The sequence below is a fragment of the Nocardia sp. NPDC023852 genome (assembly GCF_040639505.1).
Lineage (GTDB): Bacteria > Actinomycetota > Actinomycetes > Mycobacteriales > Mycobacteriaceae > Nocardia.
Genome location: NZ_JBFAAB010000039.1, coordinates 17,562 through 39,893, shown reverse-complemented (window position 1 = coordinate 39,893; position 22,332 = coordinate 17,562). Strand labels below are relative to the sequence as shown.

Here is a 22,332-nt window from a genome sequence, read left to right as displayed (position 1 = left end):
CGGTAGGGAACCTTCGACCGAGGGATTGGGTGAATCGCAAGGCAACCCGCCTGCGACTGAACTCGTCGCGAGTTCTGAAACCGTCACCTCCACCCCGAACAACGAATCCACGATCCAGCCGAGGGAGCTGGATTATCTCGACGGCGTTACCGTGCACGCCACCAGTCATGTCGGGCCGACGGCCACGATGCCGGCACCGTACCGGGTATTCCGGCAAAGCTGCGCCCGGCCGCGGCGGCTCAGTGATCTCGCGGTGGAGCTGGGGTGGCCGCTGCCCCACCTGCGGGAACTGGTGAACGATATGGCTGACCTGGGGTTGGTGACCGTGTGCCTGCGTGCCGGATGCATGTGTGACCTGCCTTGGACAGAACCGATAAGCGCCAGTAGCCACGGCTCGCTAGCCGATGGTTCTCCTGTCTGCGCGCGATCGGCGAAGGACGCTACGAAATCAACCAAGATCGTCATCGCTGGAGGCTGCGGAACCGGTAAGACCACTCTGATCACCTCGCTGTCGGAGCAAATGCAGTACGCCGAATTGTCAGACATCACCCCGGCCGCCGATGACCCCCCTGTGTCTTCATCGACGGACTCATTCCGCGGCCGGGTAGAACTCGGCCGCATCACCTTGGCCACGGACCTAGCTCTCTATCTGCTCGCAGCGCCGAACCATTGCATGCAGCATCGGATGTACGACGAATGGGTGCAGGGCGCCATTGGCGCGCTCGTGCTGGTCGATCCCCGGCGCCCCGAGGACAGCTCCGCCGCGATCGACTACTTCCAGTCACGCGGCTGCCCGTTTGTGGTGGCGATCAACCAGTTCGACGAGGCGGACACCCACTCCATAGAGACCGTCCGCGAAGCCCTCCGACTCGGGAGGGAGGTACCGGTCCTCGCTATGAGCACCCGAGAACCGCGCTCAGGCAGGCAAGCCTTGGCCAGCCTCACCGAGCACGCGCTCCAGCGACTCCGCTCCGAAGAACCCGCAGACGAAGATGACACCGCACAAACACAGGCACGAGTGCTCGTATCCCTGCAGGGAGCTAGCTGAAAGGGTTCCGGTAGTCATCGAGGGTCGCAACCGCACCAGTCCTGGCGCCGGTACAGGAGCATTCTGGGCAGCGGCGAGTCACAGAAACCCCAGGTAGCCGGGCGGTCTCGGCTACCTGGGGGTGCGCCGCCTGATCGGCCACCGGTAGGCCCATGGGTTGGCTCACCCGGGGTGACCGACGCTCACCCCGGTGGTTCGGATTTGGACCCCACGGGCGTAATCAGCGGGATCGTGGGTCGAGGCACCCTTCATCCAAGTGCCCGGATGGCGTCCATGAGCCTGGCGGACTTACGCCAAGAACGCGGCGAAAGACGTTGTGGCGCACCAACTGCCTTATCCTGAGCCCGAACCGAAAGAATGATGGTATTTCGGGCTGCTCTAGCTGAAGGTCCAGAGATGGGGGCATTGTGACCGCCGCGCTACTAGCAGCATTGGCAGGAGTTCTCGGGGTGGCGATCGGTCGACTGTGGGATACCCGATCTGAGTCGGCGCGGTGGCGCCGAGACCAAAAGACAGCCAGCTACCAACGCCTCGCCGAGCAGTTCCAAGCCACGTATGAGGCTGTCCGTATCGTGGCCCTGACAGACTCGAACAACGAGGCGTTTCAGTCGCTGGTCGAACACACTCGAACCGGTGGCTTTGCATCGTGGGATAGCGCCGTAGCCGCGATCTGGCTACACGGGTCAACTGATGTCGTCACCTCCACAACCCAGCTGGACGAAGCTGTCGGAAAGCTCTTCTACGGAGCCGTGGAACGGCAGTACACCACCACACAAGCATGGAACGCCGCACGGCAGCCTGCACGCGAAGCGTTCGAGCGATTCGTTGCGTCTGCGCGCAAGGAGCTGGGCCTCCCGCCTGTACCCGTCGGGATCTTCACCGAGCCCCGACCGATCGCGAGTTGACAGCTGCCGCGTGTCAGCCTGGTCCAGTCCGGGGCTGTGTATGCGGCTCGCCCCCGACCGCGACGTCTACTGACGCTGGAAAGGTCACCGCTGCCCGGGGATTCCCATTCGTACGGTGACTGCTGATGCCAGGATCCGCTCCGATAGCTGAGCGGCGGGGCCATGCGCGCACAACGCCCCAACCAGGTGGAGTGATTCCTGCGATTACGCGAAAATGACTTAGGGGCACAAACAAGAGATGCAGATCACATTCGGCCAGAAATTGGATCAACCCGACGGTCGTTGCGGCCAACCCGGCATGTCAGGCGTTTGCATCGAGTGATCCGAAGCACCCGAAATTTCGACTCCACCTATACATGGCGCGAGCCGCCCGAGCTGGGCACATAGGTTGAACCTGCAAGTCGAAGATCCCAGCGCTAGCCTTTCGAAGTCCGTAGCTGGACATTCGCTAGCTGCACCGAGTGCGTCTTTCCCATCCGTAATCGGTGAGAGATAGATCGCACCAAATCTACCAAAAATACGCTGAGTGCCCGCATTTCACTCCAACTCGACTATGTGCGACATGAGGTCAACGGTAGCGTCGGATGCGGTTCGGCGGAGTGCTCGAGATCGTGAACCGCCCCGGTCCTTGCCTGGATACCCGGGGCGGCCCACGGAGCCAATTCCGAGTCAAATAACCGAGTCTCAGCTACCTCAGGAGGTAGGGCTCCAGTGCCCAACGTAACGGAACCTTTGCGCGCTAACAATTCGATCGCAGGGTTGATGGACCGCATTCTCACAATCGGCGGCGGGTGTGCCTCCGCCGTTCTGATCGCCAGCACGCAGCATCCAGCCATCGGTGCATGCGTTATGGCAACCTGCGTCGGCACCCAGATCCCCAAGGCTGTCATCGATCTGATCCGCACGCAGGCCTAATAGGAGTTTGTCAGGTCAGCTAGCCAATGGTCGGGCCACTCAGGAACCACCGACTGTTGGCTAGCCATCTGCCCCGGATAGGAGTCGAGCCTTCCCTGGTTGCTCGGATGGCCTCTGTAAGCCAGGCGGACTTGCGTCAGGAAATTCAGCGAAGGGCTTTACCTTGACCTCGTTTCGGGCGTGAGGTTGGGGTGTACCCCAAACGGACGCGACTTCGACAAGGTCCGGTACCCGATCGGATTGTCCCGGGGCCTGTCGGCTGTGCGACGTCGCCGTGATTGCGGGTTCAGGCCTCCGGGACGACCTCGTCCGCCTGCATACCTTTCTGCCCTTGCACCGCGACGAAGGTCACCTTCTGACCTTCCTTGAGACTCTTGAAGCCGTTGCCCTGGATCGCCCGGAAGTGCACGAAGAGGTCAGGACCACTCTCGGGAGTGATGAAGCCGAACCCCTTCTCGTCGTTGAACCACTTCACCGTGCCGGACTGGCGCTCAGACATGCCCACTCCTTAGGTCGCGTGTTTCAGCAGAGGTACATAGAGCCCCCGTAAGTCGATCATCCCCGGCTAGCTGTTGTGGGAGGCGGTTACGGCAAAACCGAGAATTTGGCTGGTAGTCGTCGGGCCCACCGCAAGCAGCGTGCTGCGACGTCGATGTGCGACCGCTCGACGTTGCCGCGTACACAGCATGCTTTACAGGTTCGACCTGCGGAAACGTCCTGCCGCTGAAGGTGTCTCGCGAACGAAGTTCTCCGGACCGTCGCCTGGACCGTTCTTCAGTCGACGGTCCAGGCGACGGCCGCTTCAAAGGTTCTTTCGTGTGCGGTTGGTCAGGATTTCGTCGAAGAAGTCGATGAGGATTGGCCGCGCGATGTGCTCGTGCTGGAGTTCGTGTCCGCCGAAGCGGTAGACCTCGTACCCGGTCAGGCGCAGGCGGCGGTCTTCGGCGACCATTGTGGCGTAGGTGGCCGGATCGGCGCGGCCTTCGCGGTCGGCGTAGTGGTGTTTGCCGTCGACCTCGACTACGACGCGGCGCCGGTTGCCCAGCAGCAGAAGGAAGTCCATGCGCTGCCGTATGACCGATCCCGGCCGCTGCTGAGGATCTGGCCGCAGGTACGGGTCGTAGTGCAGGTAGACCTGCGGAATGAGGGCGGGGATATCGGGGCTCGCGCCGTAACGGGCGGCGTAGGTGTTGAACAACAGCACCTCGGGTCGACTCGCGGTAGATCGGACCAACCGCCGCCACAGCGAGCGCGCGTGGTCGGTGTCCGAGTCGGCTTCGAAGTGTGGATGCCGACTCCACCATTCGGTGAGCGTTGACCAACTCAGGCCGGTCTCGCCGATCGGTTCGTCGTACACCAGGCAGGTGTCGGCGCCTTTGGTGATCTCGATGACGTTGTTGATCGCGTCCCGCAGCACGATTTCGGGCTTCGGGCCGATGGAGGCGAAGATGAGGTTCCGCAGTTCACCGTCGACACCTCCCTCACCGAAACCGGCTTGATCCACGAGGGCCTGCAGGGTCTCGTGGTCGCGGTCCGCGAGAACGAGACGGGCGATCGAGAGCAGTTGCGCCAGGTCGTGTTCCTGCAGCCGGGAGTGCACCCACCGATGCTTGCCGGTGAAAGGGTCGTCGGCGGTGTCCCGAGGCGGGGCGAGCCCGAGCCTGCTGACACAAAAGCTCGCCACGTCGTAGGCCTTCAACTCGCTGACCGCCGCGGCGATGGCGTGGCGGAGATCGGCGGGTTTGACTGTCGCGCTCACCTCCCGATCGTGACACCCAGACCCGACAGACCTCGCCTGATCCCGGTCTGATCGAGGCCACAGATAGTGAAAAGCGTTCCATGTAACGCGATTCGACCGCGCGCGGCCGTCGCGGACCGGAACATGAAGAAGTCGAACTGGTCGGCGTTGCGCGCAGATGTCGTGCAAATCTTAAGTGCTACGCTGCTGTCGCGTTTCGATTCGTAAGCGAGCGTGGCTGGGCGTCAGGGAGGGATCCATGAGCGATCAAGCTGTACCCACGCAGTGGGAGACAGAGCGATTCGGTGAGCAGGCTCTGCCGTTGCAGCGCGCGATCTGGCGCGGCCTGCAGGCCGCTCATCAGCGAGCGTTGGCCGCCCACAAGGGGTTAGCGCTGGACAGCAACGACGGCTACGGCCTGATCTGGTTGGTCCAGCACGAAGAGGTGGGCTTCGCGGTCGAGGAGGTGATTTCCGACCTGCGCCGGATCAAGCCCGCGCGGGCACGCTACGAGCTGATCGTGGTGGGCGATACCAACATCATCCTGTACCCGTGGAAGTTCGCCGACGACGCCCACGCCCCCGTGGAGAAGGCGAAGATGACGATGTCGAAGCTGCGCGAGAGCCTGCTGGCGCTCACCCAGGAGGCATCCGACCGCCAGCTCTCCTTCGATCATGCCGATCTCACGCAGGAAGAACTCGACACCGAATTCGAGGATGTGGACACTTTCCTCGACGACGCGATAAAAGCGGGGCGTCTGGTCATCATCGCCTACGCCGCCAATCCGCACTCCGGCATCCTGCGCGTCTACTGGGGCGAGGCATCCCAGGCCGACGACCGCGGCCGGTTGAACTGGCGCACCATCGAACAGATCCCCCCGCCCGCCGATACCGGCGGCAACCAAGTCCCGCTGCGCCCCGCGGGCCCGGTCCCGGTTCCCTATCCGAAGCCCGCCGTCGCCCCGCGCTTCGATCAGGCACCCATAGGCGAGATCGTGCTCGCGCATCGCAATCCGTTGACCACACCGGACGGCGGACAACCACCGACACCCCAACCCGAGACCGCGAGCGATGACTGAACGCCCACCTCTGAACCTGTTCTCCAGCGACACCACCGCGGCGATCTCGGCCTCCGACGTCGCGGTGGCGTTCGACCCAGCGCGCCTCACCCAGGCCCGCCAGCTCGCCGGCCTGACCAAGGCGGCACTGGCCGCACGGATCGGGGTCTCGGGTGCCGCGGTGAGCCAGTGGGAATCTTTGGTCTCACCACCGCGCGCGGACCACCTGAGCCGCGCGGCCGAGGTCCTCGACGTCCCCGTCGAGTTCTTCGCCGCGGGCCGACCCTTCGCCCAGCTCGACGGTGCCAGCGCACATTTCCGCAGCCTGCGCTCGACCAAAGCCGCCCAGCGCGCCAAGGCCGTCGCCTTCACCCAGCAGGTGTGGGAGTTGACCTACGCACTGGAGAAGCACGTCCAGTTTCCCGCTATCGACCTGCCCGGGTTCCTGCCCGACGACCCCACCCGCCTCGGCGACACACCGGCCGAAGCCGCACGAGCGTTGCGGGCGCACTGGGGGCTCGTGCGCGGGCCGATCCCGCACCTGATTCGCACTATGGAGATGTGCGGGATCGTCACCACCATGGTGGCCTTCGCCGACAACGACACCCCCACCATCAACGCCTTCTCCACCTCCCGCATGCCGCGCCCAACGATCGTGCTCACCCCCGACCGCGGCGACGACGTGTGCTGGCACCGCTTCACCGCCGCCCACGAACTCGGCCACCTCGTCCTGCACCGCGACGCCGCCCCGGGCGACCCTGAACAAGAACGCGAAGCCGACGCCTTCGCCGCCGAATTCCTCACACCCGCCGCCGAGATCACCGACCGGCTCCCCCGCCGCTTCGACGTCAAAGCCCTCCAACAACTCAGCCACGAATGGGGCGTGTCGATCAAATCGCTGGTCTACCGCTCCCGCGAAACCGGTGCCATCTCCGACGCCGTCGCCCGCCGCGCCTACCAACGCCTCAACCACCTCTACGACATCGGCATGCTTGGCGCCGACCCCGTCACCCAATACCCCGGCGAAACCCCCACCCTGCTCGCCAAAGCCTTCGAACTCGCCGAAACCCACGGCACCCTCACCCTGACCAGCCTCGCCGCAGAACTGCGCTGGCGCCCCAAACGCCTACGACAACTCCTCGGCCAACCCGACCAACGCCCCGTCCTGCGCCTGGTCACCGATACCGAAACCGCCCACGGTCAGTAGCTCTGCACGGCAGGCGCGGTCGATGTCATCAAGCACACCCCCTGGAAACTCTTCGCGCGGTGTGCAGTTCAATCCGAATTATCGCACTGCCCACCGACATCCGAGCCATGATTCCCCGTTCGGATGTCGGTGGAAGGTGCTGTCATTCATGTGTGCCGAATTCTTCGCTTGCAGCCGAGAACGAGAGTTTCGGTGTGCAGACCGCCAGGCAGGCCGTGACCACGGCGAGCGTGTATGAGAAGGCGGCGCTGTCGATGCTCGCGGACTTGCGTAGCAGCCCGCAGATCGCGGCAGTGGCGGATGCGCTCGCTCCTGGGATCCGCGATGCCACGCGATTGACGCGTGACGACAAGGACCGGCTGTCCCGGGCCACGCACCCTACGGCGGTGAACACCATTCAAGCGTTCCTTCTCGCCGCTGAGTCCGTGCGGGAGTGGCAGCAGCACCGGGTCGTGTATCGAGTTCATCCTGAGCTGGTCACGCATCTGGGCGAAACCGCGCCAGGAACCGCTATTCCGTGCGAGGTATTTCGGCGGCTTCCGCACCCCGATCCGTTCGTGGTGTTCCCCGTCCCTCTGCCCGCACCGCACTCCACGGGAGATAAGCCCGTGGTCAAACCGCCGGTATATATCGGCATGCTGGTGACCGGTTTCACCAACGCTCTCGAGCTGTGCTCGACGGCCGATGAGCGCCTGCACATCTTGAACGTGTCGCTGATCGGCCGCGTGCAGGCCGTCGGCGCCGAGCCGCAGTACCCGGAATACAGCATCCGGATCCCGTGCATGCCTGAGCGGTTCACCATCGACGAAATGATCAAGGGCATCCGGTACGTCTTTACCGGCGCGGTTTCGGATGCCGGACCCAACAACATCGAGCTCAACGCCTACCGCCTCGCAGTGAGCCTCCTGCTGTATCTGTGCAGCGATCGCCGCGATATCCGAACCTCAACCAATCCCATAACGAGCAGGAAGAAGCGACGCAAGCAACAACCACCGACTGTGGTCGACGTGGGATTCGACATCGGACCAAAGCTGTTCGCCGCGCGGAACGGGGCGGCGACACAGTCATCCGGCGCGGGCAAACCTGTGCGATCACACATCCGGCGTGCGCACTGGCACACCTACTGGACCGGCCCCCAGTATCAACGCATCGCAGACGTGAGGTGGCTTCACCCGATCCTGATCAACCCAGCAGACCGCGACACCACACGCCCAATGGTGATCGACGCCGAGCACCCCGCCAACGAATCCTGATCATCGGCTTGTACCGGGCGGGCCTGCGGGGCGAGGCTGGACTCATGCGCGCCCGCGATGTCGAGGTCGGGCGCACCTATGTGGTGTTGGTCCCGCACAGGCTTCCCGCCAGCCGGTACCCCGACCGCTTCGAGCCGGGTACCGCGCACTGGGATGCACTGTGGCTGGCCGGCGCCCGGTTCCGGTTCACCGTCACCGCAGTCGATCGCACCGCAAGCCCGCCGACAGCCGAGGGCCTGCGGATCACCGAACGCTCACACACCGTTATGGTGTTGACCGCCGAGCAAGTCGCCGGGCTCGGGCTTCCGCCCGGCGACGAGTACCGGATGCTGGGCATGCTGGTCGACACCGATGACCGACCTGTGTACCTGCCCGACATCGAGCCCCTAACAGTGCCGGTGCGCTGGCTGCGTTCACCCGACGACCCACACTTGGACCCGCGCACGCACCGCGACGCGGACCGCTACCCCTACATATGACCCGTGGGCTTCACGCCTCCAGCGCGGACACCAGCGAGTCGGCCCGAACGCTGAACGGATACCTACCCGGGGCCTCGAGCAGGACGGACTCGACGATCGCGTAGCCCTCGTCATCGAGTTCCAGGACCTGAAAGACGGAGGCTCCGCCCGCGACCAGCAGCACCTTGTCACCGACCTGAACCATAACGGTGAGCCTATCTCGCCAGACCGTCCAGTACGTGAAATTATCGAATGCGTGTTCGATAACCCGCGTCTGGTCTACCGGCTCAGCGACAACCGGGTCGCCGAACCCGGCCATCTCTACCGCCTGCGCGACGGTAGGTGGGCGGAGCCGTGGCCTACCGCCTGCCCGTATTGCGGACAACAGTTCGGGCCGAAACGCATGCTCGTGGGCTCCTTGGCCTGCTTACAGGCCGGAGGCATTCACCGTCTCCACGCGTGCACAGAGTGCGGTCATGTGGTTTATACACCGCCAGTCACCGACGAGTGCGAGCACCGACCACCCGCTCAACCTGATTGACCTGGCTGTGGCGTCTATACAGGCCGGAAGTGAAACATAAAGTCACGCTCGTCGCCGCCGCCGAGACTGTCGACCAGCACAATGTGCTGCGCACCAGGCATCTCATCCTCCATGGGCACGCAGACGGAAGGGAAATCGTTGTCGTCAACAGGTTGGCAGATAGCCGCTCCCCGCTTAGGGTCGCCGGGGCCGAGCTCGCCGTCGCTGAGGAACCACTTCCAACCAGGACGACCCTGACACTCGATAGGGCAATCCACGCCTGCAGCTGCGATCTCGACGCCTGTCAAGTTACTGCTGAGAACGAACTCGCCATCTCCCACAGTCCGAACCGTCCATTCCGTCCCCTTATTTGGGCCGTTGTAGGGGTTCCGGTAGTAACCGCCGAAAAATCAACGGATATGGCGTAGCTGCTGGTCAGCGGCGGCGTTCGGCTCCCGGGCCCAGGATCGAGGTCAGCTCGCGCATCGCCTGTGGGGACGGTTTGAAGTAGCGGCGCAGGTTCTCGGCCTTGCGGTGGCGGGACTTGGCCATCAGTTCGAGCAGGCTGGCCCCGGATTCTCCGAGGTGGGTCAGGCCGGAGTGGCGCAGTTCGTGCAGGTCCCAGCCGGTCCCGGGGCCGTCGACGGCGGTGGCGGCGTCGAGTAGGTCGCGGGCCTGGTCGTAGGAGAGCCGGGCAAGGCCGGTGGTGGGGCAGACGTCGCGGTCGGCGAGGTACTTGCCGGGCCCCGGTCGGCGGTGGGTCACGAACACCGGCCCGCGGGTGCGGTCGCGGATGAGCCGCGGTAGCAGGCGGGCGGTGCCCGCGTCCCAGTACACGTTCTCGAGGACGTGTTCGTGGTGGGCGGCGCCGCGCCGGCGGGTGCGGGGTTTGGCGCCCTTGGACTTCACCGCCGCGGTGCGGCCCGCGAGGTCGAGGTCTTCGATGTTGAGCCCGAGCAGCTCCTCGGTGCGGGCGCAGGTCTCGTACAGCATCCGCCACAGCGTCTTCTCCCGCAGGTGGACATCGCGGCGGCCGATGAGCCGGTCGATCGCGGTGCGGGAACGGACCGGGGTGTCGGAGTCCGGCGGCGTCGACCGCGCGGCCGAGGTCGGCACTCGCGGTGCGGTCCAGCCCTGCTCGGCACACCAGCTCAGCCATTTGCCGACTGCGGCGCGGCGCGCGTTCCAGGTGTTCACCGCGGCGTCGCCCCAGAGGGTTTCCAGCGCGGCGCCGACTTCGGTGTCGGTGACCGCGTCCAGGGCGCGGCTGTGCCCGATGAGTCCGTCGGGTCCGCGGCCGTCGAGCTGGTCGACGGTCTTGACGATGGCGATGCCGTAGGCGCGGCGGGTGTTCGCCGAGCTGATCGTGTCGAGGAACGCTTCAGCGGCGGTGCGCAGGGTGCGCGCCGGCGGGGCGGTGCGTAGCCGGGTCACCTTCGCGGCCATCGGATCCCTTCGTCAGTGCTTGCCCCGGATAACGGGGTCGCTTCATGTCGCGCCGCGACGGGGTCGCCGCAGGCCCGTCCCCGATGTTACCCCGGATAACAGACCGTTATCCGGGGTATCACTGCAATCGTTGAGCGGTCACGGCCAGACGCGTACCGCCGTTCGCCGCAGTCACCGATGCCCACGCCACCGGATGACAGAGTCGGCCAAGGTCTCTCGGGGCCCGCGCAATGAGCAATGCCGTCCTGCCTACCGGTGCCTCCACCCGGCCGGGTGGAGGCACCTTCGTCGTTCCCGGGTAGCGCAGAGTCCGCCGCGATCATGGAATATCGTGCCGGGTCATGACCACGGATGACTGGTTGGCCGACACCCGTCATCGACCGCGGCGACGAGAGGGAGGTAACCGCAGTCTGGAATACCTACTTCCACTGCCGCGCTCTTCGCCAGACGCGGGACAAAACCCCCGACAGTGACGAGCCCGCCTACAAAGGCGCGCAACACACCGGGGCGCAGGTGCGGAGCTTCTTCGACGCCGATCTCGCCACGCTGGCCGATGTCACTCCGGCGCAGGCCTTGGCAGCCAATCAACGCTTGGTCAAGCTGCTCACCGGATCTCGATGGATGGTGATGCGCGATGCCCGCGAGGCCGGAGACAGCTGGACCGCCATCGGCGACGCACTCGGCATGAGCAAGCAAGGCGCGGTCGACTGGTACCGGCGCAAGATCGCCGACCAGGAGAAGTACCTGCCCGATTTCCACGACACCGAGCGAGCCCGCGCGGTGCTCGGCGAGAGCGAATAGCCTCAGGTCGCCCAGAGCGTTCGAGACCACCCACCAGCACGCAAACCCCTCCACCCGCACAGGAGATCCTGGATTAGCCCCTGGACACAAGCCCTGGCCTAATCCAGGGGCTGATCGCCAGTCGCGCGGCCATTGTTCAGCGCTCGAATCCACGGCCGCGACCACGGCCGGGGTCGCGGTAGGGCGCCGGTGGCGGCATGGAGTGGTCGTAGGACTGCCCCGGTTTCGGCGTCGCTTTCGGTGGCTGCGCCTGCCCGGTTCTGTCGGTGCCCACCGAGGGCGTCAGCGGCCCGGCCGCACGCCGCACCGCCTCTGGCCGCGGTGCGGTCATCCGCCGCTGGCGGGTTTCCCGCACGATCTGCCCGGTCTCGTCGTAGCTCACGCGCCCGGTCGCCGACAGCGCGATCCGCCGCGAATTCCAGCCGTCGTAAGCATCCTTGATCTCGGCTTCGGTCGCGGCGCGATCACCACCGTCGATGGCCCTGGCGGCACGCTTTTCCGCCGCCCACATCGGTGACCCGAGGTTGTTGATGTAGGGCTTGGTCGGTTCCAGGCCGGCTGCGCGCATGTGGATCTCGGTCAGCGCCTGCCGGGTCTGTGTCAGCATCGCCGCGGCGGTGCGGGCGCGGTCGGTGGCTTCCAGCATCTCCCGCACCACGAGCAGGCATTCCACCATGGCCTCGATCAACGCGAGGTTGCTCGCCTGCGGGGACTTCGTCGCCCACAACATCCGCGCGACATGACGCAGCCCGGACCCGTGCACACCCCACGGCCGCCGAGTGTCGAGGCCCTGCTGTCCGACGCGCGCCAGCTGCCGCGCCAGCTTGTTCACCGGCCCCGGCCTGGTCTCGGTCTGCACCGACAGCACCTCGAAAACGCCAGCCGACTGGGAGGCCAGTTTCGCCCACGCATCACGGTCCTCGACCGGGATCGAGCGCGCGTATTCGCTGAACCGTTTCAGCTCCGCCGTGACCTGCTGCTCGCTCATCCGCGAGTCGATTCCGCTGACCCCGCGACGGCCCTGGTGGCTGGACGCGGTGATCTCGCGCCACGCCGTCAGCGCTTCCTCGCGGGCCTCCAATGATCGATCCCAGCTCGCCCAGGTCCGGATCGACGGCAGCGTCAGGTCTTTCGCCAGCCGCAGACCGCTGTAGGTGATCTGCTTCTCCAACTTGCCCGACTGGTTACGGCGCGGCGGCAACTCCACGCTGTAGCCGGTGACCTCGTCCATGCCGCCCTTGGCGAAGTACGGCTTGATGATGATCCCCGCCGCCTGGATCTCCCGGATCCATTCCGCTTCACTCCCGGCTGCGACCGCTAGGGCGCGCACCCGCCGCCGCAGCGCTTCCTTGTCGGTCTCCGGTGCGCCGAGACGTTCGGCGCGGGCCCGCTCAGCGGGTGAGGTGGCCCGCTCCGCGCCGCCTTCCTCCCGGGACGCGAGCACCTGCAGGCCGTATTTGTGTTCGAGCTTGTTGCACGCATCCTGCGCCCGCACAAAGTCCAGGTACCGATCCGCCAGGCTGCCGTCCGGGCGCACCACACCCATCGCGATGTGGATGTGGTCGCCGCCGGCCTCATTCAACCCGTGGTGCATCGCCGCCCACCGGGCATCCGGCACACCATCCCCGCGGGCGCTGAAGCCCATCTCACGCATGAAGTCGTTCGCGATCGCGCGCCATGTCGCGTCGTCGAGCTGGCCCTCGCTCGGGTCCAGGGCCAGCGAACAATGCCACGTGTTGTGGTCTTTCGTCGCCGCCTCATACGCCGCCGTGCGATCCATCCCCGCAGCGATCAATGCCCGCGCCTGCTTGTGATCGGTCACCAACACCGGCTCCCCCCGCAACAGGATCTGCCGCGGGCTATCCAGCAGTCGCGCCAACTCCACCGCCTGCTGCTGCGAGATCCGCCCGCCATACACAGCCATCGTCACCACATCACCACCGACGATCCGCTGATCGGTGTGCTCGTTGTGCCGTCCCGGTCCCGCCAAATACCACAGCAGCTGCCGCATGTAGCTGCCCTTGCGGATGTTGGGCATCACGACGCTCGTCACCCATCCAGGTCGGCGTCGGCCCACTCGTTGTCCACGGCCAAGTCCTCCTCGGCGATCGACACCGCCGACACCGCCGGCGCCATCCCCATCACCCACCGCGCGGTCGAATCCACCGACAGACAGGCCCTGGTCACCGCCCGCAGCGCGTTCTCCAGCCCGTCGGCGAGCTCGCGCTCCTGGTGCGCGTGCCGCACCAACTGATTCAGGTTGTTGCCGATCCGCCGGATCTGGTCATCCAGCTCGAGCAGCACCAGCGCCGCGTGCCCGCGGCCGGTCTCCGTACTCGGCCCGGCCATGGTGGTCTCCACCAACAGCCGCGGCACGCTCATCCCCGCCTCCTCCGCGCGGCCGGTCAACTCGGCGTGCTCAGCGTCCGACAGCTTGACCACATGACGGTGCGGTCTACCTCCCGGCACGTTGGCCGCGCGTACACGCCTGGCCTGTGCCCGCCGACTCGGCGACTCCCCTGCCATCGAAACCATCCCTCCGGCCTAGCGCAGCGACCACCCGAACAACCGGGTGGGGTGCACAGTAGTGCACCTAAATATTAGCTCGCTGCCGCACGATCTGTCTGCAACAGACCGGACCAGTTCGGCAGCCGCAGCGGTCGGAACGGGACCTCACCGCGCGGTCGATTCACCCTGCGGCGAACAGGTAACGCAGCTGCCGGACCGGCATGGCTGTGCGGCGCAGGCAAGGCCACGGCGGACGTGCCCAACGGGGGGTTGGGCGAACTACGCCGGGACCGGGAGGGAAGCCGCTGATCGCGGCGTGGGGCTGGGGTCGGGGTACGCGCGCGCTGTAGGCCCAGGCACAGATCCATGCCACGCTCGCGGTCGCCGATGAGATCGACCTGCAGGCACCTGGGCTGCTCTAGCCGGACGTATCCAGCTGGACCGGTAGTGTTCCGACACGACGAAGGCCCCGGCGGGTAGCAGCCGCCGGGGCCTTCGTCGCATGTGGGTGTCAGGTGGTGTGTCAGTTGACCGGGCGGGGGCCGGTCACCTTGCTCACCGCGTCGATCGCGCGGCCCACAGTCGAGTGCGGCAGGCCGACGATCTCGGCGCCGATGTGGTTCTTCGAGTGTCCTTGTGAGCGCGCCAAGTAGATGCGCGCCAGGGTCTCGACCGGCTGCCGCGACAGCCCGCGCTCGACGATCGCGCGCGCGAACTGGGTGGCCTGCGCGCGGGTCAGCTCGTGTGGGAACGGACCGCGATCGACACCCTCGCCCGCCGCGTTGTCGCGCGCGATCGGCGCGCGATCGACCGCGCGCGCGAGCGCACCGTCCACCGACTGTTCGCGCGCGAGCGACGCTCGGCCCGCGCGCGAGCGAGCGATGGTGTCGCGCGCGATCGGTCGCGCGCGATCGGTGTCGCGCATCAGGGAAACCACGGTGCCGTGATCGCGCGCGGTCGCCGTCTCCGGCTCGGTCTGCTTCGCTTCGGTGGGTGCGTGCTGTTCCTCGCGCGCGGCGATCGACTCGCGATCGGTTTCCAGATCAGCGGGGTTGTGCGCGGCGATCGGTGCGCGATCGGCAGGCTGCTCGTCGCGCGCGATCGGCGCGCACTCGGCCGGAGTCTCCGGGCGGTCGGGCGTGGTGTCGATCGCGATCGGTGACGCATCTTCGATCGCGCGGGGCGCGTCCTCGATCGCGCGGGGCGCGTCCTCGATCGCGCGGGGACGATCGAGCGACGGCGGCACAACCTGATCGCGATCGACACCGTCGCGCGCGAGCGCACCGCCTGCCGACTGTTCGCGCGCAGCGATCGGTGGCGGGTTGTTGCGCGCGATCGGCGCTGTCGCGCGCGCGGCGAACTCTCGATCGAGTTCTTCGGTGAGTTCGTCGAACTCCGCGCGCACCGCGCGATCGGTTTCGATCGCATCGAGCGTTGGCCGGGTTACGCGCGTGCTGTGGTCGGCCCAGTCAGTCATCGGCTGGTAGTTCGGCAGCGTGTACGCGCTGAACCATCCCTCCAAGTGCATGGCGAGCCGATCGCGAACGTCGTCCTCGCCGAGCACGACACCGTCCTCGGCGGCCTTGTCGATCGCGCGGTGCAGCCGCTGCATGGCGCGCCGCTCAGCGCGGCCACCGCCGGCGGTGCGTGCGATCCGGACCGCGTCCGCGGCGCGTGCCAGATCCGCCAGGCGTCGCTCGACGTGGACTTCGGCCGTGGTGCGGTCGGTCGGGTCTGCGATCCCCCATCGCACCAGCAGCCGCTGCGGTGACCACCGCCAGTTCAGTCCGCCGGACTGGCCGGTGAGCTGGCGGCGCTCCAACGCCATCGACCGCTCCCAGCCCCACGCCGCGATCAGCGGCGCCATCAACCGCAGCAGCAGCGTGCCCACATCATCGGCGTGCGTCGCCGCCAGCACACCCGACATCACGGTCAGCACCCACATCGCGACGCCGTCTACACCAGCCGACCCGGTGTCGATCTGCGAGCGCCGCGCCCGCATCGCGCTCGTGACCACCATCAGCTCGATGAAGCTGAAGCACAACACCAGCAGCGGCGTCGGCATGCCGAGCGCCTCGCTGAAGAACACGAACATGCCCTGCGCGGCAACAGCACTGGCTATCGCCGCAGTGAACAGCGTCGCGGCCCGCTCGGCCGTGACGCCACGCTTCTCCTCGTCCTCGGTGGTAAGCATCGACGAACTCCGTCCGTGAGGGTGAGTCTGGGGCATCTGCGACATCAGCTGGGACCGCCTTGCTCGATGATTGCGCCGTCCTGGTCGACGCGGGGGACTCCGGCGGCGTCGAGGTATGCGTTTATGGCCTCGTCGACGGTGTCGTTAAGGACGTAGCCGCGGCGGCGCACCCACTCCAGGCGAGTGAGAGTTTCGGGGCGCAGCTGTGTGGAGAAGGGGCGTTTGCCGTGAGGGCGGCGCGCTGGAAGCGTCACTGAGGGCGGTGCCGAAGAGTGTGCCATACCATCATTCTACCAGTATGTATAGATGCATGTTTGCAAACATGCATGCTAGCTAGCATGACTAGCGCGCTAGCATGCATAGCTACGTGTGTCGTTGCAGCTAGGGGTACTTGCTAGGAGTGTTAGGTTCGCTGCGTGAGCGAATCGAGCACACCAAGCGAGCCGAGCCAGCCACGCAAGCTGGTGATGGCCAACCAGAAGGGTGGCGTGGGCAAGACCGCCACGACATTGGGCCTCGCTAGCGCGATCGCGCACGCCGGCCGACGCCGCGGGCAGCGCGGCCGCGTGCTGGTGATGGACATGGACCCGCAGGGAAATGCGACGTCCGGCGTCGGCGTTGAGGTGAACAATGGGCAACGGACTGTCGCGGATCTGTTCGACCGTTCCGCCAAGCCTGGGAGCTTGGCCGATGTGGTAGTCGCGTCGGAGTGGGACTTGGTGGACATCGCTCCGGCGACCCGCGAGCTCGCCAGCGTCGAAGAGGCAGGGGACGCCGACCTCGTGTGGCGACTCGATGCCGCGTTCGACGGACTGGATCTCACGGCGTACGACGCGGTGTTGTTCGACTGCCCACCCTCGTTGGGGCGCCTGCTGTTTTCAGCGCTGGTCGCCGCGGACGAGGCGATGGTCGTCACCGAGGCCACTAAGGACAGCGTCAAAGGCGTCACCGAGGTGGAAGAAACCATCGAGCGGGTGCAGCGCCGACCGAACCCGCGGCTGAAACTCGGCGGGATCGTCGTGTCGCGTCGCCGCAACAACGGCGAGCACAACTTCCGCGAGGAAGAGCTGCGCCAGGCCTACGGCACCATCGGTGACGGCAAAGGCGGCCTGGTCTGCCGCACAGTCATTCCCGACCTCGCCGCCCGTCAGGACGCACACTCGGCTACCACACCGATCCACCTGTTCCGTGGCGGCAAAGCCATCGCATTGCAGATCGCCTACACCGACCTCGCCGCCGAGCTCGGCCTGATCCCGATCGGAGCCAACGCATGAGCGCAGTGAACCGCGAACCCGCAATAAAACGCCGTCATCCCGCAGATGACATCCCAGACAAGCCGGCCTCGGTGACCGCCCCAGCGCCTGCGTCGGAGCCCGCCAAGCCAGCCCCCCTCAAGGCCCCGTCGATGACCGGACCGGCGCCCGCCGTACCGCTCGAAGAACGACTGATCGAGCAGCACAACGTACGGATCCGACCCTCGACGAAGGCCCGGCTCCAGCGGGCTGTCGACAAACTGCGGTACGAGACGGGAGACCGCAGCATCTCCATCGCGTCTATCACCGACCAGGCACTGCGCGAGTTCCTCGAACGCAACGACGCATAGCCTTGCGAGCAGGGAAACACATAACCGCTACGCGTGCTAGCAAAGCTAGCTAGTCGAAGAGTGGTTCCGGTGGACCTGCGGGAATCGGGGGAGTCAGTGTCAGCTGTTGCCGCGCCCAGTGCAGCGTTTCCCGAGCCAGATACGACTTGCGTGGGTCGTCGTCGTAGATGGTTGCGATGAGATCTGCGCCTGAGTACATGTCCTCGGCATCGGAACGGATGTCGGGCAGAGCTGATTCGTCGTGATGTAGCGCCGCCAGCAGTTCGCGAGTAGCGGCGGCAGCGTCCCGGGCTGCCTGGCGCAACTGAGTGCGGGTATCGCTGTCGAGGTCGCCGGCGGCAGGGATCCGGGTCTGCGGGTCAAACTGGGCGCAGTATCGCGCGGCGACGGTTGGACCGATCGAGTCGGTGAGGTAGCCGATCGCGTCTCCAGCGATCTCGTTGACCATGCGGTGGTTGCGCTGTTCAGCTAGATCGCTGGCGGCCGCCAGCAACGGCAGGGAGATGAAGCCGGCCGCTTGGAAGCCGCGGATCGCGTAGGCCAGCCGGGCTGGGCCCGGTAGCGGTGGCAGCTGACGCAATTCGACGGCAGCGTCGAGGGCGAACCGGCGGAATGGTTCTGCGGCCAAGGTGTCCGGCAGTGTGGTCATGGCGGCAGAAACTACGCTGGAAGGGTCTGCTACCTGGGCTAACACGCGGATACCATCTGAGCTAGCACGCCTAGCTAGGGGGTCGACCCTAAACAGCGGACGCGCACCAGAAATGCTCGTTTGCCGCTCCTGACACGATCCTTAACGGCACCCCCCACTTCCCTGGTGTGGTCAGTCCTCGCGGGCCATGCGCGCGATTTCGCGGCGGGCGGCCTCAGCAGCGGCGCGGGTGGTGGCGGCGGAGCTGATCGCGCGGTGGCCGGCCTTTGCGGCGGCGGCCACCGCTGCGCCCCGTGCAGGGGAGTCGGGTGCAGCGACGACTTTGGCTATGGCTTCGGCGCGGCGCTGCTCGTTCTCCGCCCGTTGACGTGCCTGTCGTTCCAGCTCGAGGCAGGCTGCGCGGGCCCGGTCGAGCAGCATGGGTGGTTCGTCGACCGGTGTCGAGCTGAGCAGCCACGCGAGGTAGGCGTAGGGGTCGCGGGGTCGGTCATAGATTTTGCGGCCGGACAGGTAGACCTCGTCGAGTGCGGCGTGCACGTCGTCGGCCTGCCAGCCTGCCAGCGCGCGGCGGGTCAGGACGGCCGCGAGCCCTTGTATCCCTAGTCTGCGTAGCCAGAGCGGGAATCGGGCGTCAGAACGGACGTGAGAGGCCAGTAACAGGGCTCGGGGGTCGTATGCGCGGGGTCGCTTCGGCTTCCCCTTCTTGTCGTGGCCGCGCGGAGCGCGTCCCTTGGTCCTGTTTTGTGGTGAAGGAACTGAGCTGGGGCGTGAGAGAGAAAGCGAACCACCGCTACGCGGTGGTGGGGTGCCAAAACCCTGATCGAGCAGTGTTTCGACGGTCTCGTTATCCACAGGCAGGGTGGGTGATTCGTGTAGTACCGATACTGCGGCCCAGCCGCGGCACCGGTCCCCGCGCCGCCAGGAGTCCAGTCGTTCGGCGAGGGTGCGGTGGCGACCTGCGAATACCACGGTGCGGGTCGCGAAGGCTTTGGTGAGGCGGCGGCAGCGGTGCATTGTGGATTCGCTGCGCCTGGTCACGGCCTGCAGTTGGTTGATGGTGACTCGTGAGTTGCGTCCGGTCGCGAAGTCCGCACCGCCGGACTCGGCGATCAGGTAGTGCTCGAAGGTGCGCCGGCCGACCGAGTCCACCTTTGCCTGGGCCCGCAACAGTTCGTAGTGCTCGTCGTAGAGCGCCAGATTGTGCGCGACCCACCGCTCACGCGACCACCAACACGCCGAGACATCGGTGTAGACGTCCTCGGGCAGCTCCAGGCGCAGCGGAGGGAGCGGGAACAGCGAAGCCAACAGCGAAACCGCCGGGGCAGGTCCGGGCCTGCGACGGCGGGGAGAGGCGACACAGCCTCTCGAGATGAGAGAGGGTAGCTTGCGGCGGTTGTTCGCAGAATCGTGACCGGCTGCACCGGGCGAGATGCTTTGTTGCAAACGTGCTGCTGAGCTACCCTTAGAACCGCTTTCCAAAGCGTCGGTCCTTTAAGGGCCTTGAAGAGCCCCCAGTTGGCGCTGGGGGCCTTCGTCCGTTATGGGGTCATTTCCCGCGACTTCGCCGCGCGGGGCTTCCCGGTCTACGCCGAGATCGGAAAGGCCTCCTGTCCGTCTGTGTCACCGGGGTATGCGGGGAGTCCGAGTTCACGCCGCAGCGCGATCTCGAACAGTGCCCGCTTGCTGAGCCCGCGTTCCGCGACCGCAGCGTCCAGAGCATCCACCACCTCGTAACTGAGGTTTGTGCCAACGGGTTTCGTCGGCGGAAGTCTGCGCGGCATCGGCATGACAACCAGTACTAGTACGTTCCCGCTCGAAATGGCGCCCGACACGCCGGAAAGCGCGGGAACTGCTAGCTCGCCGCGGCCGGGCGGGTAGCGAGCAATTTGTGGACGATGCTGGCCTCGATCACCTGGCCTGCTCCGACCAGTCGCGAGATGTGCAGCAGTGCGGATTCGTGGATTTCGGTAGCTCGGTGGCGGGTTGCATTGGAAGCGACGGCATCTCGGATCACCCAGGGGGTATAACCGTGCTCGAATGCATCGAGCGCCGTCTTCAAAATGCAGGCGTCTGTGGCGATTCCACAGATGATGAGATCAGTGACATCGAGGGCGCTCAGTAGGTCGAGCCCTTCCGGTGTGAGCGCGGTGTAAACCTTCTTGTCCAGTGTCTGGGCGCCGGGCTCCGCCACCAGGTGGGCGAGCTCCTCGACGATGTCCGTCTCGGGCGGTCCGTAGAGCGCCTTCCAGCCGATGAGACGCTCCCACGGGCTGCCAGGGTAGTTCCAGTAGCGGGTGTAAACGGTCGGGCGGCCGGTGCAGGCCCAACGGGTCGCGAGATCCGCGATGACTGGGACCACGTGAGCCGAGAATTCGTTGACAAAGCCGTTTTGCACGTCGATGACGAGCAGGGCGGCCCGGTTGATGTCGATCACTTGCCTGCCTCCTTCAGTGCCTCCAGGGCGAGTTCGAGCTGTGCGGGCAGGCCGCTTGAGGTGACGATCGCTTCCCTCATCTGCTGGTGTTGACCCGTTTCCTGCGGCCGAGGTGTGAGCAGCAGAGACCGCATCGACCGCAGGAAACGGCAGCCGTACTCAGGGTCGACGTCAGGATCAGCACCGGACTCGATTTGTCCGTTGATGTACGCCGTGAACGCCCAGATCGCCTGAACACCGATCTGGAACTGCACCAGGTCGATTTCGGCGAGGGAGCGCAGGGGGTCGTGTGGGTGGTAAACCACGCCAGACCAGCTCGCCCACGCGCTGGATACCCCCTGGCTGCCAAACCCGCGCATCTCGGTCGGGTGGTAGCCCGCGCCGAGCAGTTCGTGCTCTGCTCGCTCGCTGGCGGCCTGCGCGGTGCTGATGAGGTCGCGGTCGACGAGTACTCGGGGTGCGCAGATGAGCCGCAGCCCGGTGTCGAGAGCCGCGCCAGCCCACGGCGCGGCGTAGACCCAGTATGCGCTGAGGACGTACGCGGCGGTGATGTCGGCACCTATTGCGGCGCTGAGGAATTGACCGGCCCACGCGAGGTTTTCGGGGTACGACTGGTACCGCCAGTACGCCAGGGAGGTGACGTTGGGCAGCTCAAGATCCTCAAGCAGATGGATGATGACCGTGCCGAAGGGAAACAGGGATAGAGAGCAGTGGTCGCCCGTCTCGGGGATGGGGCCGATCCAACAGGGCGTGCGCCCCAGATGTCCGGTGACCTGCTCAAGTTCCAGGCCGTCTACGAGCTGTCGAACGCGGGCGTGACCGACATGTGCCGCGATGAACTTGTGCGACCGGACTCCGAGAGTGTTCGAGTTCGTCGGCGCCAATGCAGTGACGGCCATCAGCACATCCCCAGGTGGAGTGGCGCTGTTCTCCCAGGACGTGACGTGGCCTGGTTGGACGTTGCGGCCTAGCAGATCACTCAGCGCCGCAGCGAATTCGACCGGCGACATGCCTGAGGATGTCCGCGCCATGGAGACGCGCCCGCGAGCGAGGGCCGCGTAGTCCGGACGATAACTCGACCGCCGTAAGTGCAGACCTGTGACGGTTCCGCCCGGGGTCGTTAGGCGTCGGACATTCACATGGCCTCCCGCGATACACCTGTCGATTCCGGGGTGGCCGGATAAGTGAGTCCGAGGTTAGAAAAGACCTCCATCATCAGGGCCTCCAGCTGTTCGACCCGGGCGCACATCGCTTCTAGCTGCTCTACGCGCGCACGCAGATGGCCGAGTTCATCGTCGGTGTCGTCTTCAGTCGGCGGTGTCGGCGCCTGGACGAACGATCCGACGCCGTGGAAGGTCTCGACAAGGCCTTCGTCGCGAAGCTCGTTGATCGCTCTCGCGACGGTGTTGAGGGCAGCGTTCCACTGCTCCATCAGCTGCGCTTTAGTCGGCAGCTGGTCGCCGGGCGCGTAGTCCCCGCGGTTGATCTTGGCCCGGATGTCGTCAGCAATCAGGGCGTAGCGCGGTTTGCTCACCATCTGAGTGTAAGTCTCCTTGAGTCACCTAGGTCAATCACTAGATCATGATTGACTCTATC

General features: G+C 65.9%; 24 protein-coding genes. 9 read left to right on the top strand and 15 right to left on the bottom strand.

Going from position 1 to position 22,332, the window contains the following annotated elements; genetic code table 11:
- Positions 1 to 1,048, top strand: a 1,048-nt coding sequence (locus AB0H00_RS30100; RefSeq protein WP_357272929.1) for a hypothetical protein, incomplete at its 5' end; no start/stop codon positions are given.
- A gap of 1,616 nt (positions 1,049 to 2,664) precedes the next feature.
- Positions 2,665 to 2,868, top strand: a complete 204-nt coding sequence (locus AB0H00_RS30095) for a hypothetical protein (RefSeq protein ID WP_357272927.1) — start codon at positions 2,665 to 2,667, stop codon at positions 2,866 to 2,868.
- A 286-nt stretch (positions 2,869 to 3,154) separates the two neighbouring features.
- On the opposite strand, the gene AB0H00_RS30090 is transcribed toward AB0H00_RS30095, so the two are convergent.
- Both AB0H00_RS30090 and AB0H00_RS30085 read right to left on the bottom strand, forming a co-directional pair.
- Entirely contained in the window at positions 3,155 to 3,367 is a 213-nt protein-coding gene (locus AB0H00_RS30090) for a cold-shock protein (protein ID WP_357272925.1), read from the bottom strand.
- A gap of 303 nt (positions 3,368 to 3,670) precedes the next feature.
- The gene (locus tag AB0H00_RS30085; protein WP_357272923.1) at positions 3,671 to 4,627 is read right to left on the bottom strand and encodes a hypothetical protein; all 957 of its coding nucleotides are present in this window, start codon (positions 4,625 to 4,627) and stop codon (positions 3,671 to 3,673) included.
- Between the two features lie 238 nt (positions 4,628 to 4,865).
- Between AB0H00_RS30085 and AB0H00_RS30080 the strand changes: the two genes are divergently transcribed.
- The 4 genes from AB0H00_RS30080 (at position 4,866) to AB0H00_RS30065 (ending at position 8,602) form a co-directional block, all read left to right on the top strand.
- A complete protein-coding gene (locus tag AB0H00_RS30080; RefSeq protein WP_357272921.1) occupies positions 4,866 to 5,684 on the top strand; it encodes a hypothetical protein in 819 nt (272 codons plus the stop codon).
- Positions 5,677 to 6,870 carry an XRE family transcriptional regulator gene (locus tag AB0H00_RS30075; protein ID WP_357272919.1) on the top strand — a complete coding sequence of 398 codons (1,194 nt, stop codon included), beginning with the start codon at positions 5,677 to 5,679 and terminating at the stop codon, positions 6,868 to 6,870. Before AB0H00_RS30080 ends, AB0H00_RS30075 begins: the two co-directional genes overlap by 8 nt.
- 152 nt (positions 6,871 to 7,022) lie before the next feature.
- Positions 7,023 to 8,123: a hypothetical protein gene (locus AB0H00_RS30070; protein WP_357272917.1), complete on the top strand. Its 1,101-nt coding sequence runs from the start codon at positions 7,023 to 7,025 to the stop codon at positions 8,121 to 8,123.
- Positions 8,124 to 8,167: 44 nt separating this feature from the next.
- On the top strand, positions 8,168 to 8,602 hold the full coding sequence (locus AB0H00_RS30065; protein WP_357272914.1) for a hypothetical protein: 435 nt from the start codon (positions 8,168 to 8,170) through the stop codon (positions 8,600 to 8,602).
- A gap of 10 nt (positions 8,603 to 8,612) precedes the next feature.
- On the opposite strand, the gene AB0H00_RS30060 is transcribed toward AB0H00_RS30065, so the two are convergent.
- The 3 genes from AB0H00_RS30060 to AB0H00_RS30050 all read right to left on the bottom strand — a co-directional run bounded on the left by AB0H00_RS30060 (position 8,613) and on the right by AB0H00_RS30050 (position 10,547).
- A complete protein-coding gene (locus AB0H00_RS30060; protein ID WP_357272912.1) occupies positions 8,613 to 8,786 on the bottom strand; it encodes a hypothetical protein in 174 nt (57 codons plus the stop codon).
- 350 nt (positions 8,787 to 9,136) lie between these two features.
- The gene (locus AB0H00_RS30055) at positions 9,137 to 9,442 is read right to left on the bottom strand and encodes a hypothetical protein (protein ID WP_357272911.1); all 306 of its coding nucleotides are present in this window, start codon (positions 9,440 to 9,442) and stop codon (positions 9,137 to 9,139) included.
- 94 nt (positions 9,443 to 9,536) lie between these two features.
- Complete coding sequence (locus tag AB0H00_RS30050) at positions 9,537 to 10,547, bottom strand: site-specific integrase (RefSeq protein ID WP_181720238.1); 1,011 nt, start codon at positions 10,545 to 10,547, stop codon at positions 9,537 to 9,539.
- Between the two features lie 351 nt (positions 10,548 to 10,898).
- Here AB0H00_RS30050 and AB0H00_RS30045 point away from each other — a divergent pair, with 351 nt between their 5' ends.
- Positions 10,899 to 11,348 carry a hypothetical protein gene (locus AB0H00_RS30045; protein WP_357272908.1) on the top strand — a complete coding sequence of 150 codons (450 nt, stop codon included), beginning with the start codon at positions 10,899 to 10,901 and terminating at the stop codon, positions 11,346 to 11,348.
- A 136-nt stretch (positions 11,349 to 11,484) separates the two neighbouring features.
- Here AB0H00_RS30045 and AB0H00_RS30040 read toward each other — a convergent pair whose 3' ends face one another.
- From AB0H00_RS30040 to AB0H00_RS30025, 4 genes are all read right to left on the bottom strand, one after another.
- A complete protein-coding gene (locus AB0H00_RS30040) occupies positions 11,485 to 13,401 on the bottom strand; it encodes a hypothetical protein (protein WP_357272906.1) in 1,917 nt (638 codons plus the stop codon).
- Complete coding sequence (locus tag AB0H00_RS30035) at positions 13,398 to 13,874, bottom strand: MobC family plasmid mobilization relaxosome protein (RefSeq protein WP_357272904.1); 477 nt, start codon at positions 13,872 to 13,874, stop codon at positions 13,398 to 13,400. Before AB0H00_RS30035 ends, AB0H00_RS30040 begins: the two co-directional genes overlap by 4 nt.
- A 505-nt stretch (positions 13,875 to 14,379) precedes the next feature.
- A complete protein-coding gene (locus tag AB0H00_RS30030; protein ID WP_357272902.1) occupies positions 14,380 to 16,050 on the bottom strand; it encodes a hypothetical protein in 1,671 nt (556 codons plus the stop codon).
- Positions 16,051 to 16,094: 44 nt separating this feature from the next.
- The gene (locus AB0H00_RS30025; protein WP_357272900.1) at positions 16,095 to 16,331 is read right to left on the bottom strand and encodes a hypothetical protein; all 237 of its coding nucleotides are present in this window, start codon (positions 16,329 to 16,331) and stop codon (positions 16,095 to 16,097) included.
- A 186-nt stretch (positions 16,332 to 16,517) separates the two neighbouring features.
- Between AB0H00_RS30025 and AB0H00_RS30020 the strand changes: the two genes are divergently transcribed.
- Together AB0H00_RS30020 and AB0H00_RS30015 are read left to right on the top strand one after the other, a co-directional pair.
- Positions 16,518 to 17,324: an AAA family ATPase gene (locus tag AB0H00_RS30020; protein WP_357272932.1), complete on the top strand. Its 807-nt coding sequence runs from the start codon at positions 16,518 to 16,520 to the stop codon at positions 17,322 to 17,324.
- A gap of 131 nt (positions 17,325 to 17,455) precedes the next feature.
- A complete protein-coding gene (locus AB0H00_RS30015) occupies positions 17,456 to 17,653 on the top strand; it encodes a hypothetical protein (protein WP_357272898.1) in 198 nt (65 codons plus the stop codon).
- 49 nt (positions 17,654 to 17,702) lie between these two features.
- Here AB0H00_RS30015 and AB0H00_RS30010 read toward each other — a convergent pair whose 3' ends face one another.
- From AB0H00_RS30010 to AB0H00_RS29985, 6 genes are all read right to left on the bottom strand, one after another.
- Complete coding sequence (locus AB0H00_RS30010) at positions 17,703 to 18,302, bottom strand: hypothetical protein (protein ID WP_357272896.1); 600 nt, start codon at positions 18,300 to 18,302, stop codon at positions 17,703 to 17,705.
- A gap of 171 nt (positions 18,303 to 18,473) precedes the next feature.
- Entirely contained in the window at positions 18,474 to 19,607 is a 1,134-nt protein-coding gene (locus AB0H00_RS30005) for a hypothetical protein (RefSeq protein WP_357272894.1), read from the bottom strand.
- A 278-nt stretch (positions 19,608 to 19,885) separates the two neighbouring features.
- Positions 19,886 to 20,089: a hypothetical protein gene (locus tag AB0H00_RS30000; RefSeq protein ID WP_357272892.1), complete on the bottom strand. Its 204-nt coding sequence runs from the start codon at positions 20,087 to 20,089 to the stop codon at positions 19,886 to 19,888.
- A gap of 65 nt (positions 20,090 to 20,154) precedes the next feature.
- Complete coding sequence (locus AB0H00_RS29995) at positions 20,155 to 20,736, bottom strand: isochorismatase family cysteine hydrolase (protein WP_357272889.1); 582 nt, start codon at positions 20,734 to 20,736, stop codon at positions 20,155 to 20,157.
- Positions 20,733 to 21,641, bottom strand: coding sequence for a hypothetical protein (locus AB0H00_RS29990; protein WP_357272887.1), 909 nt, complete (start codon positions 21,639 to 21,641; stop codon positions 20,733 to 20,735). Before AB0H00_RS29990 ends, AB0H00_RS29995 begins: the two co-directional genes overlap by 4 nt.
- Before the next feature lie 230 nt (positions 21,642 to 21,871).
- Complete coding sequence (locus AB0H00_RS29985) at positions 21,872 to 22,270, bottom strand: winged helix-turn-helix domain-containing protein (protein ID WP_357272885.1); 399 nt, start codon at positions 22,268 to 22,270, stop codon at positions 21,872 to 21,874.
- Positions 22,271 to 22,332: the final 62 nt, after the last annotated feature.

What these genes read in the sequence shown, in the direction of transcription:
- AB0H00_RS30075 (WP_357272919.1), top strand. Translation starts at nt 5,677, where the DNA reads ATGACTGAACGCCCACCTCTGAACCTGTTCTCCAGCGACACCACCGCG.
- AB0H00_RS30025 (WP_357272900.1), bottom strand. Translation starts at nt 16,331, where the DNA reads ATGGCACACTCTTCGGCACCGCCCTCAGTGACGCTTCCAGCGCGCCGC.
- AB0H00_RS30010 (WP_357272896.1), bottom strand. Translation starts at nt 18,302, where the DNA reads ATGACCACACTGCCGGACACCTTGGCCGCAGAACCATTCCGCCGGTTC.
- AB0H00_RS30090 (WP_357272925.1), bottom strand. Translation starts at nt 3,367, where the DNA reads ATGTCTGAGCGCCAGTCCGGCACGGTGAAGTGGTTCAACGACGAGAAG.
- AB0H00_RS30080 (WP_357272921.1), top strand. Translation starts at nt 4,866, where the DNA reads ATGAGCGATCAAGCTGTACCCACGCAGTGGGAGACAGAGCGATTCGGT.
- AB0H00_RS30020 (WP_357272932.1), top strand. Translation starts at nt 16,518, where the DNA reads ATGGCCAACCAGAAGGGTGGCGTGGGCAAGACCGCCACGACATTGGGC.
- AB0H00_RS30050 (WP_181720238.1), bottom strand. Translation starts at nt 10,547, where the DNA reads ATGGCCGCGAAGGTGACCCGGCTACGCACCGCCCCGCCGGCGCGCACC.
- AB0H00_RS30065 (WP_357272914.1), top strand. Translation starts at nt 8,168, where the DNA reads ATGCGCGCCCGCGATGTCGAGGTCGGGCGCACCTATGTGGTGTTGGTC.
- AB0H00_RS30035 (WP_357272904.1), bottom strand. Translation starts at nt 13,874, where the DNA reads ATGGCAGGGGAGTCGCCGAGTCGGCGGGCACAGGCCAGGCGTGTACGC.
- AB0H00_RS30000 (WP_357272892.1), bottom strand. Translation starts at nt 20,089, where the DNA reads ATGCCGATGCCGCGCAGACTTCCGCCGACGAAACCCGTTGGCACAAAC.
- AB0H00_RS30045 (WP_357272908.1), top strand. Translation starts at nt 10,899, where the DNA reads ATGACTGGTTGGCCGACACCCGTCATCGACCGCGGCGACGAGAGGGAG.
- AB0H00_RS30060 (WP_357272912.1), bottom strand. Translation starts at nt 8,786, where the DNA reads ATGGTTCAGGTCGGTGACAAGGTGCTGCTGGTCGCGGGCGGAGCCTCC.
- AB0H00_RS30030 (WP_357272902.1), bottom strand. Translation starts at nt 16,050, where the DNA reads ATGCTTACCACCGAGGACGAGGAGAAGCGTGGCGTCACGGCCGAGCGG.
- AB0H00_RS30015 (WP_357272898.1), top strand. Translation starts at nt 17,456, where the DNA reads ATGACCGGACCGGCGCCCGCCGTACCGCTCGAAGAACGACTGATCGAG.